This is a genomic window from Noviherbaspirillum sp. UKPF54 (genome assembly GCF_007874125.1).
Classification (GTDB): Bacteria; Pseudomonadota; Gammaproteobacteria; order Burkholderiales; family Burkholderiaceae_D; genus Noviherbaspirillum.
In genome coordinates, this window is sequence record NZ_CP040128.1 from 1,200,797 (window position 1) to 1,213,900 (window position 13,104).

11 protein-coding genes are annotated in these 13,104 nt (G+C 61.0%); 2 read left to right on the forward strand and 9 right to left on the reverse strand.

Annotation, left to right across the window (positions count from 1 at the left end; genetic code table 11):
* Nucleotides 1-24 precede the first annotated feature (24 nt).
* From FAY22_RS05650 to FAY22_RS05690, 9 genes are all read right to left on the reverse strand, one after another.
* Nucleotides 25-798, reverse strand: a complete 774-nt coding sequence (locus tag FAY22_RS05650; protein WP_168204778.1) for a WecB/TagA/CpsF family glycosyltransferase — start codon at nt 796-798, stop codon at nt 25-27.
* Nucleotides 788-1,957 (reverse strand): glycosyltransferase, encoded by a 1,170-nt coding sequence (locus tag FAY22_RS05655; protein ID WP_146329309.1) that lies wholly within the window; start codon nt 1,955-1,957, stop codon nt 788-790. Before FAY22_RS05655 ends, FAY22_RS05650 begins: the two co-directional genes overlap by 11 nt.
* Nucleotides 1,958-2,007: 50 nt before the next feature.
* Nucleotides 2,008-3,234: a glycosyltransferase family 4 protein gene (locus FAY22_RS05660; RefSeq protein ID WP_246860671.1), complete on the reverse strand. Its 1,227-nt coding sequence runs from the start codon at nt 3,232-3,234 to the stop codon at nt 2,008-2,010.
* 26 nt (nt 3,235-3,260) lie between these two features.
* Nucleotides 3,261-4,118, reverse strand: coding sequence for a glycosyltransferase family 2 protein (locus FAY22_RS05665; RefSeq protein WP_146329310.1), 858 nt, complete (start codon nt 4,116-4,118; stop codon nt 3,261-3,263).
* Nucleotides 4,115-4,873, reverse strand: coding sequence for a glycosyltransferase family 2 protein (locus FAY22_RS05670; RefSeq protein ID WP_146329311.1), 759 nt, complete (start codon nt 4,871-4,873; stop codon nt 4,115-4,117). Before FAY22_RS05670 ends, FAY22_RS05665 begins: the two co-directional genes overlap by 4 nt.
* Nucleotides 4,874-5,003: 130 nt before the next feature.
* Nucleotides 5,004-6,449 carry an O-antigen ligase gene (locus FAY22_RS05675; protein WP_146329312.1) on the reverse strand — a complete coding sequence of 482 codons (1,446 nt, stop codon included), beginning with the start codon at nt 6,447-6,449 and terminating at the stop codon, nt 5,004-5,006.
* Between the two features lie 12 nt (nt 6,450-6,461).
* Nucleotides 6,462-7,991, reverse strand: a complete 1,530-nt coding sequence (locus tag FAY22_RS05680) for a lipopolysaccharide biosynthesis protein (RefSeq protein ID WP_146329313.1) — start codon at nt 7,989-7,991, stop codon at nt 6,462-6,464.
* A gap of 174 nt (nt 7,992-8,165) precedes the next feature.
* Nucleotides 8,166-9,134: a GDP-L-fucose synthase gene (locus tag FAY22_RS05685; protein WP_146329314.1), complete on the reverse strand. Its 969-nt coding sequence runs from the start codon at nt 9,132-9,134 to the stop codon at nt 8,166-8,168.
* Nucleotides 9,135-9,304: 170 nt separating this feature from the next.
* Nucleotides 9,305-10,666 (reverse strand): undecaprenyl-phosphate glucose phosphotransferase, encoded by a 1,362-nt coding sequence (locus tag FAY22_RS05690; RefSeq protein WP_246860672.1) that lies wholly within the window; start codon nt 10,664-10,666, stop codon nt 9,305-9,307.
* Nucleotides 10,667-11,098: 432 nt separating this feature from the next.
* On the opposite strand from FAY22_RS05690, the gene FAY22_RS05695 reads away from it, so the two are divergent.
* The gene (locus tag FAY22_RS05695; protein WP_146329316.1) at nt 11,099-11,500 is read left to right on the forward strand and encodes a group II truncated hemoglobin; all 402 of its coding nucleotides are present in this window, start codon (nt 11,099-11,101) and stop codon (nt 11,498-11,500) included.
* Between the two features lie 60 nt (nt 11,501-11,560).
* Nucleotides 11,561-13,015 carry a DNA recombination protein RmuC gene (rmuC, locus tag FAY22_RS05700; RefSeq protein ID WP_210411900.1) on the forward strand — a complete coding sequence of 485 codons (1,455 nt, stop codon included), beginning with the start codon at nt 11,561-11,563 and terminating at the stop codon, nt 13,013-13,015.
* Nucleotides 13,016-13,104: the final 89 nt, after the last annotated feature.

The window sequence follows — 13,104 nt, forward strand, 5'->3', positions numbered from 1 at the left end:
GCCTACGCTGTCAAACGCCCGGGGTCAGGGCGCCGCATCGCTATAGGTGATTTTCCCCGTGGCGAATTGCCGCAGCAAGCCGACAACGAACAGGGTATTGGTGATCAGATAGCGCTTGAACAGCCGGCGCGGCTCCGATGCGAGACGGTACAGCCACTCCAGCCCGTGCTGTTGCCACCACAGCGGCGCGCGCTTCAATACGCCGGAGTGATAGTCGAAGGCGGCGCCGACGCCGACCATGACTGCGTTGATCCTGCCCCGGTGCTCGGCCATCCAGATTTCCTGCTTGGGGCAGCCGAGGCCGACAAAAACCACATTGGCGCCAGATGCGTTGATCATTTCCACGACTTCATTGTCTTCCCCCATCGTCAGCGGGCGAAAAGGAGGGGAGTAGGTGCCGCCGATGCGCAGGCGCGGGAAACGTGCCGCCAGCGCCGAACGCAATAGCGCAAGCGTGGTCTCGGTGCTGCCGTAGAAAAACACGATCTGTCCCAGCCGCTCGGCTTGCTCAAGGTACTTCAGCATCAGGTCGGGGCCGTTGATGCGTTCCTGCGACGGGTAGCCGAGACGGCGCAGCGTCCATGCGATTGGCGCGCCATCCGCAGTGGACATGTCGGCATTGTTGACCGCGACCTTGAATTCGACATCCTGTGTGGTGGTGACCACCGAGTGGACGTTGCAGATGCAGACGTAGCGCGACTCGTGCCCCGCGCCCCATTGCGTGATTCGCCCAATCGCCTCGTCCCATGTCAGTGCATCGATGAAGGCTTCAAGTATGGCATGGCCTTTACGCGGCATGTGGCTCTCTTCGTTTCGCAGCAATTGCATCGTTATAGATATCCATCAGAGTTGCATAGTTTTGTTCCGGGGTGTATCTCGACTCGTATTCGGCGCGCGCTGCCCGCCCCATGCGGGCCATTTCCCCTGGATGCGCCTCGGCCCACGCGATCCTAGCGCGCAGGTCGCCGGCATCGCCGGGCGCAAACAGCAGGCCGGTCACGCCTTCACGCACCATTCCGGCCAATGCGCCGAGCCGGCTTGCTATGACCGGCACGCCGCAGGAAAACGCCTCCACGATGGTACGCGGGGAGTTTTCGTAACAAATGCTGGGCACCACCAGGTAGCGGGCCGTCTGCATGCGCTCCAGGATGCGGGCAAGCGGCTCGAACCCGAGGAAGCGCGTGCCGAAGGCATCCCGTGCCATGCCTTCCAGCGGTCCGCCGCCGATGACCTGCAGCGGCATCTCGTCCAGCCCGCGCATCGCCTGCGCCAGGACCTCGATTCCCTTTTCGGTGGAAAGGCGGCCGACATACAATCCTCCATGGCGCGCATCCCACTGCGGCGCGGCGGAGGACGCAACAAAGTTGGGCTTGATGCGAAAGCGTGCGCGCGGCAGTCCGCCTTCCACATATTTATCGCGTGCAAAGTCATTGAGGGCGATGTAGCGCGTCACGCGCTCGCGATAGGTGCCGATGAGCCGGTGCGTGACCAGCATTCCGGATACGACCGCCGACTGCGCCGCGGATTCGCGATAGCACTTGCGCGCGACGGAGCGCCACGGCACCTTGCCGATGCAGTCTTCGCAGATTTTTCCATCCCGCAGGAAGATGGCTTGCGGGCAGAGCAGTCGGAAATTATGCAAGGTCTGCACTACCGGTATCCCTTTTCTCGATGCAGTCCAGTACAGCGACGGCGAGATGAGAGGAAAGGTATTGTGAACATGAATGACATCCGGTTGAAAATCATCGCAAAGCCGTTCGACCTCGCCGGCGGAACGGCGCGACCAGATGGCGCTCATCGCCGCAGCTGCGCGGGACATGTTGTCGAGCGCATCATTGTGCTGCGTGTACATTCCGACCCGATTGCCGTGTTTGCGCAAAAGCTCGATTTCGGCTTCCACCACCATGTCTTCGCCGCCGCGCTGCTGGTATGCGTTATGTGCAATCAGAATTTTCATGGGCGGTCCCGCTCATTCAAGAATGCCACGCGCGCAGGAACGATGAGGCATCAGCCGCCTTTCACCGAGTTGGCGGGCTTCAGGTATTCCTCCGTCCTGTCGATATCCAGTGCAGCGCGGCACGCGGATACCAGGCCGGCTGCCGCCTGCTCGAAGGTGTACTGGCTTGCCAGGGCACGGCTGCGCGCCGCAAAGCGCTGGTAGACAGCGGGCTGGGTCAGCAACAGGGCCGCATGCCTGCTCCACTGGGCTGCGTCCAGTTCGCATACGAAGCCGTTATCGCCGTGCTGCACCAGTTCTCCCGCGACGCCGGCGTGCGGCGACACAATGATGGGCAAGCTGGCTGCCGCCGCTTCGTTGGCCACCACGCCCCAGACGTCGGCCAGGGTAGGGAACAGGAAAATGCGCGCCGACCGGTACAGGGCCGGCAGTTCGTCTTGCCCGGCAAATCCGTAGAATTCCGCCTGAACCATGTCGGCCAGCAATCCGGCCTCCTTCCGTACCCGCTCTTCCTGGCTGCCCGATCCGACGAACAGGATGCTGACTTTTCGCCCCATGCTCCGGGCGGCGTCGCGTGCAACGTGAAGCGCGAACAGCGGATTTTTTCCCTCGACGATGCGGCCGCAGAAAATGAAGTCGTACTTCTTTTCCTCTTGCGGCGCTTCGCGCAGGTATTCTCCGTTGTCGATGCACAGGCAGGAGCGGAAGCAGCGGTGCGGCGCGATGCCGTAGCTTTCATACAGGCGTTGCCCGCCGGCGCTGGCGGCGATGAATGCCTGCGAGCGGCGATACACGAAGCGGCGTATCCGCTTGTGCCAGGCACTGAGCGCCTGCTCCGATGCGTCGGTACCGTCCGTCATCGGAACATGGGCGATGCCCTTCATCAGCGCATAGCCGAACGCATAGAGGTAGGTTGGATTGAAGCCGGTCGTCACGATCGCATCGGGACCAAAGCGGTGCAGGGCGGAAACCACATCCAGATTGTTGTGAATGAAGTTGTCGCCCCGCGTGACGAATCGTTCGCGCAAGAACACGTGGTTGAAGCGCAGCGGCGGCACCTGCCATTGCCGATTCGGTTCGCGCCGGCTGCAAAAGATGACCAGCAGTTCGACGCCGGGCATGGTCCCGATGATTTCATAGACCGGGATTCGGAACGGCGGCGGATGGTTGGTGATGATCGCCAGCCGCCGCACGGGCATGCCGCGCGGGCTTTCGGACTCGCATGAAGAGCCCTCCGTGCTGACCAGCCGATTGGTGTTGTCGTATGGTTTGTACATGTCCTTGAGAGGAATTCTCCGTTATCTCATGACTGGCGGCGGCGCCAGCCGAGCAGTCCGTCCAGGCGTCCCAGCATGACGGCGCAGCCAAGCGCCAGGTCGGCGCCGAACGATCCCTTCAGCAGGGGCCGCAGTACCGGCGCGATCAGGCCGCGTGCGATCACCCAGAACGGTAGATGATGTTTCGCATACAACGCCCCGGTGCCGCGCGCGCGACAGCGCACGGCTTGGCGTGCCTGCGGTGTCGCTTCCGTCGCTGCAGAGGAAACGGCATGATGCACCTCGGCTGCGGGGTCGTAAGTGAACAGCGCTCCGCTACGCAGCGCGCGCAACACGAAATCGGTCTCCTCTCCGGCGCCGAACCATTGCCCGACGCCCAGCCGACTGTCGAAGCCGTCGATCTTGAGACAGAGCGTGCGGCTGCAAAACAGGGTGATGGAGCTCACCGGGATGTCACGAAACGCGCTCGACCGTTCCCATGACAGATTGCCGGCCGCCATGGGCTGTTCGTCTTGTTCGACCCAGCGCACCACCACCCCTGAAGGCTCGTCCTGTCGCAGGAACCTGCCCACGACTCGCTGCAGCAGATCCGGTGCATACCAGCAGTCGTCATCGGGAAAACCCACCCATTTTCCGCTGGCGGCGGCGATGCCAGCGTTGCGGGCCGCGGCAAGGTTGGGCTGCTGCTGCTTCAGGTGACGAATGGCGAGACCGCGGGTCCGGGCACGCTCCAGATGCGGCCGCAGGCGCTCGTCCTGGTTCTGGTCGACCACGATCACTTCGAAGTCATCGAAGGTTTGCTTCGCCAGGGAGTCGAGCATGCGATCGAGTTCGTCGGTGCGGCCGAGGGTAGCGAGGATCAGGGAAACGGCTGGCGTCGTCATGCATGCGCTCCTGCCTGGAGGATGCGCTTGCGGCGCACCAGGTAGCGCGCATAGTGAAGCGCGCGCGCAAACGGGTTGGCGCCGGCATGCGACAGCCGCACCCGGAAGTCCTCGTCCAGGGCCGGCAGGCGCTCGCGTGTGGACAGGCTTCCCTGATGCTCGCGGAATGCCGCCAGCGGCTCGTCGAGCTGCACCGGTTCGCCCAGTTCGCCCAGCTTGAGCCACAAGTCGTAGTCCATCGCGTACTTGAGCGTGGTGTCGAAGCCTCCGGCGCGCTGGATGAACTCGCGCCGCACGAAGGTGGCCGGATGCGGGATGAAGTTGGTGCGCAGCAGGCGCGAATAGCTGTAGCGCGGCGAGATGTATTTTTCCGGCTCCAGCTTGCCGTCGACATCCCGCAGGATGCGCCCGAACAGCCAGTTGCGCCGGCTCGACTCCAGGTGCCGCACGACCGTAGACAGCACGTTGGACCCAATATAGTAGTCGTCGGAATGCAGATGCGCGACGATGTCTCCGGTTGCGACACGCACGCCTTCATTCATCGCACGGCTGATCCCTCCGCCTACATTCTTCAGCAGCCGATAGGGGCGCCGCAGCGACGCTATCCGCTCCAGCGTGCCGTCGGTCGATCCGCCGTCGACAAAGATATATTCGACATGCGGATAGTCCTGCGCCAGCACGGACTCGATCGATTGCGCCAGGTAAGGCTCGCTGTTCCAGGTGCAGGTGATGATGGAAAACGTAGGTTGTCGCATGAAGGAATCGAATGAAGCGAGGTTGGGTTGAAGGAAGGCCGGTATCCTGCTTGTCGAAACGTTCCTGTAAAGAATGCATCGATGTCGTGAGCGGCGGTATGATTTCCCACAAGCCCGACCTACATGAACATCATCGCCACTGTAAATTCTGTAACGGCTCGTAATCGCGGCTGGCCTGCGACACGGACGCGGGCTCCCGCCCCTTGGTCAGCACCAGCGAGAACAGCAGCAGGTGGGTGACGAATTCGCCGCTGAAGATGCTGCTCATGTTGAGCGGTGCTTCGGTGAAGTAGCGGATGAAAATGACCCAGAACAGGGCGAGTGAAAATCCGCGCGTCGCCGTATTCGATGCAAATGCCTGTCGGAACAGAACGAACGTGTAGACCAGAAGCCCGAGCAGGCCGAGCAGGCCGGCCACCGACAGCGATTGCAGAAACTGGTTGTGCGCATGGTAGGCAAAATTCATTCCGCTCAGGCGGCGGAATTCCACGTCCCACATCGACGTCCCATAGCCAAACAGCGGGTTCTGCTTCCAGGTGTCGATGGCCAGCGCCCAGATGTCGGTGCGGCCGGTGAGCGACGTCACCTGCTCGTCATGCGCCAGTTTGGCGAACGGGTCCTGGATTAGAACGTAGGCCAGCGCCGAGACCGCGACAAGCCCGAGCAGGCACAGCAGGATGGGGCGCGAAAAGCTGCGTAGCGAATATGCCGAATGGCGCGTACGGGCGCGTGTCTGCGCCGCGTACAGCAGATGCCCCCACCATAGCGTCGGAATGGCGATGAGGGCAGCGATCCATGCGGTCTTGGACTGCGACAGGACCAGCACGAACAATCCGGCCGCATATCCGGCCAGCTGCAGCAGCCGGCCGCCGAACGGGCGGTATATCTGCAGCAGGAGCAGCGTCAGCGCAAGCGGGCCGATGCTGTTCGGATTCGAGCCCAGCCCCCACAGGCGGATATGGATCGACGGCAGAACGCCGGCGTAATTTTGCTGCACCGCCGCCTGCGGAAAGAGCGCGATGGCGGCCATGCTCGCAACGCAGAACAGCAGCAGGCCCCACTTGGTGGCATCGATCATGGGCGTGAAGCCATGGCCGCGGCTCAGATACACTGCGAGAAAGACGAGCGCCGGGTAGATCAGGCGCTGATCGAAAACAGGTTTGATGCCGAAAATGTTGTTGAGAACGGCATTGGTAATGAAAAAGAATAGGAAGGCGGCAAACAGGGCACCGCCTTGCCGCGACCGGCCCTTGTGCATCTGTGAAACCGAAATCAGCCGCGCGATGCAAATTCCCAGCACCAGCGCGGTGACCAGCCGCAATAACCAGACCAGGACCGCAGATTCCTCGCCCGATGCAGTACCGATTTCGAACTCCGCATTCGTGATGTTGCGCTCTGACAGAACGCTGCTGGCGGCGGTCGCCGCAAGAACCATGGGGCTGATTACCGGCAACAGCCACTTGTTGAAATGTCGATTGATGTCGACAAAGAAGCCTACTGCCAGCAACCCGATTCCGCATAGCGCGAGCGCGCCGACAAAGTAGAGCAGGACCGTGGAAAGTTGATTGTCAACCATGTTCTCGACCTTTCAGATGGTTCTTTTCAAGTGCCCCCGGTACAGGAAACGCACGATCTTTTCACTGCTGCGCTTCGGCAGGCGCATGGCGATTTTTTCGAAGAGCTGCGCCACATGGTGATTGACCAGGCTCGGAAATATCCACAGCGACAGCAGCATGCCTGCCAGGCCGGCAACAACGTCGGCGGCGAGCCACAGCAATGGCATTTCCACCATCTGGCGCGCGGCGAGATCGACAACGGCAATCAGGATCGCCGTGATGGCGGTGGTGATGGCGCCGCCTCGCATCGAGCGGAAGATGCGGCGCAGCCCGAGGTCGAGCGCATGGCAGGTGGTGGCCACGATAGCGGTGGCGCGCACGAGATACATGCCGAACACCACCCAGGCGACCGTATCGAGCGATACCATGGCCGCGACGGCGGCCGTGATCACGAAACCGATCGCGACCGGAATCTGGATCAGGAATTCCTTGTGCGTTTGCCCCGATACCCATAGCAGCGGGGTTGCCATCCCCAGCAGCAGGTACAACGGCATGGCCAGCGCGATCGGGCGCAGCACGTCTGCGGCTCCCGCCCATGCATTGCCGTAGAGTGCATGCAGGATGGTTTCGGAGGCGACGGCGATGCCGGCGAACACCGGGAACAGTACCAGTGTCACCACGCCCATCATCGTCAGCAGTGCCTTGCGCAGGCGGTCGAAATCATCCTGCACGCGTGCGCTGGTCGAAAACAGGGCCGATTGAATGACGGCAATGATGGTCAGCGTCGGATTCGAGACCAGGTTGTACGACAGTGAATACAGGCCGATTTGTGCCGCCGGAAAGGTGCGGCCGATGATGACGCGATCGACGTTGCCGATGATCCAGTTAATGACATTGGTGAGAAATACGCGTGCACCGTACACGACCAGCTGGCCTTCGTCGCGCCGCCACAGAACGATTCCGATCGGATGCCGCGATTTCCGGAATATCAGGACCAGGTTCATCAGCTCGCTGCTGATGAAGGCCGCGATCAGCGCCCACACCTGTTGTCCGAGCAGCGCGAGCGGAATGCCAATGAGGATGTAGCCGACGATATAGCTTACGATCTGTGCAGATTGGATCGACTTGAAATCGAGTTCCCTTTTCAGGAGGTTGATCGAGAGCGAGGCGAGCGCGGTGATGAAGCAGATGACGGACGCGACGCGGATGACCGGGATGACGCGTGCTTCGTTAAAGAAATGTGACAGTGGAACGGCGAGGAGATATACGATGCCGGAAACAGTCGCGCCGAGTATGACTTGCCAGGTGAATACGAACTTGATGTCCAAGTCGCTGATGGTCTTTTTCTGGATCAGCCCATAGGAAATGCCGACATCGGAGAAGAATTTGCTGAAACTGAGGACGATGGAGGCAATTGCGAAAATACCGTATTCGGATGGGCCGAGCAGGCGCGCCAGGATGATTTGCGTGACGATCTGTAGCAGTGCGCGCAAAACCGAACCGAAGCTTCCCCAGAATACAGCGGTGATTCCCTTGCTTGCCAGATTGGTTTTTTTATCCATACCGGATTGTGCGAATTGAAAGGCGGTGGGCGAGAAAGCAACTTCTTGTCGAGATGTCGTCTTTCAACTCCGATAAAGAAGAGACAGTGGCAAGGCATGGCCGCACGGGGAGGTGACCGGTTGCGGGCCGCTGGCAGCGCAAGGCGGACCTTGCGTGATCGGCTCGGCGTTTTCCTAGCTTTCGGCAACATTCTCCTGGAATTGCCGGTAGGTTTCCCCAAGGCCCGCATGCAGGGAAATCTCCGGGCGCCATCCAAGTCGAGCGAGCTTCGCGCTATCCATCAGCTTGCGCGGCGTGCCGTCCGGCTTGCTGGCGTCGAATTCGATCTTTCCCCGGTAACCGACAACCTTTCCGATCAGTTCTGCAATCTCGCGTATTGTGACGTCCTCGCCAGTGCCTACATTGATGTGGGATAACGTCGCTGTGGTATTGGCTTCGTAGAGCGTGCGCTCCAGTTCCATCACGTGCAGGCAGGCATTCGCCATGTCGTCGACATACAGGAATTCCCGTCTCGGCGTGCCGGTGCCCCAGATGATTACCTTATCCGCGCCGTTCAGCTTCGCTTCGTGGAAGCGGCGGATCAGGGCGGGGATGACATGGCTGTTTTCCGGATGATAATTGTCGCCGGGCCCGTAGAGGTTGGTCGGCATGACGCTGCGGAAATCGGCTCCGTACTGCCGGCGATAGCTTTCGCACATCTTGATGCCGGCGATTTTCGCAATCGCATAGGGTTCGTTGGTTGCCTCGAGCGGGCCGGTCATCAGGTACTCTTCCCTGATCGGCTGTTGCGCCATCCGGGGATAGATGCAGGATGAGCCGAGGAAAAGCAGTTTTCTGACGCCCGCGCGCCAGGCTTCATGGATGATGTTGGCCTGGATCATCAGGTTGTCGTAGATGAATTCCGCCGGGTAGGTATTGTTGGCATGGATGCCGCCGACGCGGGCGGCGGCGAGATAGACTTCGTCGATCGATTGCGATTCGAAGAAGGCGCGCACTTGCGCCTGGTCAGTCAGTTCGAGTTCCGCGTGGGTGCGGGTGACGATGTTGGCGTGGTCGCGCTTGTGCAGCGCGCGCACGATGGCCGCGCCCACCAGCCCGCGATGTCCGGCGACGTAAATGCGCTTGTTTGATTCTCTGTTCATGCTCTTCCTCTTGAATTGTCGCGGCTTGGCAGGTGTCTGCATTCTAGCCAACTGAGAAGCGCTCCCGTATGGATCGCGCCGCGGTCGGTACGAAAAGCAGAGCGGCAATTGACCGCAGGCGGCTGCAGCTCTGTTAGTGACGATGGGCCGGACTCACGCTCTGCTTGCCGTCAATAGGCGTTCTTTCCGGTCCATCCTTTGAATGCGGTCCAGACAATGATGCGTATATCCATCCATAACGACCAGTTCTGGATGTAGTGCAGGTCGAACTGCACCCGCTTGGCCATCTTGTCCACGGTATCGGTCTCGCCCCGGTGGCCATGTATCTGCGCCCATCCGGTGATGCCTGGTTTGACGCGATGACGCAGCATGTACATTTCGAGCAAGTCCTTGTAGAGCTCGTTATGTTGCAGCGCATGCGGGCGCGGACCGACGACCGACATGTCGCCCAACAGGACGTTGATGAATTGCGGCAGCTCGTCCAGGCTGGTGCGGCGCAGGAAGGCGCCGATCGGTGTGATGCGCGGATCGTTCCTTGTTGCCTGCGTCACTTTGCCGTGTTCTTCGTGAATCTTCATCGTGCGGAACTTGTAGACGTTGAATTTCTTCCCGTTCAGGCCCAGCCTCGGCTGCTTGAAGAATACCGGTCCCGGCGACGAGTGCTTGATGAGCACCGCCAGCACCACGAACAGCGGAATCAGCAGGATCAGCGCGACCAGGGCAAATACCTTGTCGAAGATATCCTTGACGATGCCGTTCAATCCGCTTGATATGGGCTGGTTCAGGTCGACTACCGGGAAGCCGAGGAAGTTGGTCATCTTGTTGCTGAGCATTTGCAGGCCGAGGATGTCGGGCGCCCAGCGGATGTCGACCAGCGTATTGCGCAGCAGGTATTGCAGCTGCTGCAGCTTGGGCGACTCCATCAGCGGCAGGGTGATCCAGATTTCGTGGATATGATTGGCCGTCACATATTCATGGATCTTCTGCAGATCGGGGATCCGCACGATCGCGGGATCGTTGATCTTGTCGGCATCTTCCGCCGCTGCATGGACCGCGACCACGTCGTAGCCGGCCCAGTCGAGGTCGTGCGCGCGCCGGTGCAATTCCTGGCCGGTAGTGCCGTAGCCGACCAGCACGACGCGCTTGCTGTTCATTCCCTTGGTGCGCAGGTAGCGCAGCACGAAATAGACCGCCGAGCGGTACAGCATGAGCAGGGCGACGCCGATGGCGTACCAGTAGAACAGCCAGAGCCGCGACACATGGCCGACATGGTGGATCAGGAAGCTGAAGAACAATCCGATCATCAGCACCAGTGCCCAGGATGCGGCCAGGCGCAGGAACAGGTCGGGCAGGGAACGCCCGCGCCATGATCCATACAATTCCAGCTGCGGGAACAGGAGGAAGGCGAGGGCGCTGCAGAAGTGGAGCAACACTGTGTGAATCGGCTCCGCGTCGAGCAAGGAAGCCTGAAAATGAAGCTGGCTGGCGGCTACGCCGGCGATCTCCAGCGCCAGGACATCCATCAGCCTCATCGATAATTCCATCCGGGAAGAATTATTGCTTATTAAATCTTGCATGGCGTTTCTGGTGTCTCATCGTTTGCAACACGTTCAAACCCGCGATGGCCCGGCGCGGTACGACTGTTGCGGTTTCGACATGAAGCTGCCGAAGTGCTCTTGCTGCTCAAAAGGCTATTACCTTTTAGACAATGGTAGTCACTAAAGAAGAGGAAAAATTGCTAAGTACGATTTGCTTGCGCAGTCTCAAAAAACGGAATGTGATGCGTCAAACGAGGTGTTGCGCCTGATCGAAGGAGTCGAATTTGCGCGGCAACGGCGCTGCGCCGGCAGCGAAAAACGTGCGGCTCGCGCAGATGGAAACCGCCCTGGTGAAGTTTGCACGCCACCGCTCCAGGCGGTGGCGGGATGACCCGCAGGGCGGTCGATGCGCTATCATTCGTTCCCATGAATATTGATGAAGCTCAAGAACGCACGACGTACGAATTGATCGGCGGAGCGACCGGGCTGCGCGAACTGGTCGACCGTTTTTACGATTTGATGGAACTCGAACCCGAGTTCGCCGGCATCCGGGCCATGCACCCGACGCCGCTGGACAGCTCGCGCGACAAGTTGTACTGGTTTCTTTCCGGCTGGATGGGAGGTCCCGACATGTACATCGAACGCTACGGCCACCCGCGCCTGCGCGCCCGGCATCTGCCGTATCCGATTGCCTCCGACGAGCGCGACCAGTGGCTGCGCTGCATGGCCTGGGCCATGCAGGACGTGAAGGTCGAGCCGGCACTGCAGGAGCGCCTGATGCAGTCCTTTTCTCAGACCGCCGACTGGATGCGCAACCGGGCTGGCTAGGCTCTCCTCTCTCTGCTCGGCTGGGAGCCGGCATCCTCGTCCTGTGACATGGATATCTTCATGAATGCAATGACACTCGTTACGCTGCTGCTGATTGCGGCAATCATCATTTTGCAACTCGTTATCCTGTTGCGCACCCGCGCCAAGGACGTGTCGCCCCAGCTGCTGCAATTGCAGGACGAGCTGCAGCGCCATCAACAGCATACCGTCGAGCGCGTCGAGCGCGAATTGCGCAGCCAGGTGCAAACCACGGCGCAGAGCACGCGCCAGGAGCTGGGGGCCAATATCGGGCAATTCCAGCAGGCGCTCATCGCGCAACTGACCAGCGTAGCCACGATCCAGAACAACCAGATCGACTCGTTCGCGCAGCAGCTCGCCAAGATGAGCGAGCTCAACGCCCGGCAGCTCGAGTCGATGCGCCAGGCCATCGCCTCGCAGGCGCAGAGCGGGCGCGAGGAGCAGTCGGCGGCATTGAAGCGCTTCGGCGACACGCTCAACCAGTCGCTGACGGTACTGACCGAATCGAATGCGCAGCGCATGGCGGAAGTGCGCTCCACGCTGGAAGCGAAGATCCGCGACCTGCAGACCGATAACGGCGCACGGCTGGAAGAAATGCGCAAGACCGTCGACGAGAAGCTGCATGCCACGCTCGAGCAGCGCCTGGGCGAGTCGTTCAAGCTGGTGTCCGACCGGCTGGAAAAGGTGCACCAGGGCTTGGGCGAAATGCAGCAGCTCGCCATCGGCGTGGGCGATCTCAAGCGCGTATTGACCAATGTGAAGACGCGCGGCACCTGGGGCGAAGTGCAGCTGGAGATGCTGCTGGAACAGGTGCTCACGCCGGACCAGTACGCCAAGAATGTCGAGACGGTGCCGGGCACCGGCGAGCGCGTCGAATTCGCCGTCAAGCTGCCAGGCCAGGACGACTGCGGCCGGCCGGTGTGGATGCCGATCGATGCGAAGTTCCCAAAGGAGCAGTACGAGCGCCTGGCCGAAGCTGCCGAGCATGCCGACGCCGACGGCGTGGCTGCTGCCGGAAAGGAACTGGAGCGCGCAGTGCGCCTGGAAGCCAAGACCATTGCCGAAAAATACCTGTCGCCGCCGCTGACCACCGATTTCGCCATTCTGTTCCTGCCGACCGAGGGCTTGTATGCGGAAGTCATGCGCCGCCCCGGCCTGGCCGACGAATTGCAGCGCGTATGTCGCGTCAGCATTGCCGGCCCGTCCACGCTCTCGGCCCTGCTCAACAGCCTGCAGATGGGTTTCCGCACGCTGGCGCTGGAAAAGCGCTCGTCCGAGGTGTGGCAAGTACTGGGCGCGGTCAAGACCGAATTCGGCAAGTTCGGCGACGTGCTGGCGGCCACCAAGAATACGCTCGAACGTGCCGCGAAGAACATCGAGCAGGCGGAAACCCGCACCCGGCAGATGTCGCGCAAGCTCAAGTCGGTGGAAGCCTTGCCTTCCGAGACGGCGCAGCTGTTGCTGGGGACGGAGGCAGCCGAACCGAATGACGACTAAGATGCGCATAGAAACGCCGGAGCTGCCGGGCGGATGGCTCGCGCCACGCCCCGATCTTCAACATTTCACGCGCCTTGCCGCGCAACACC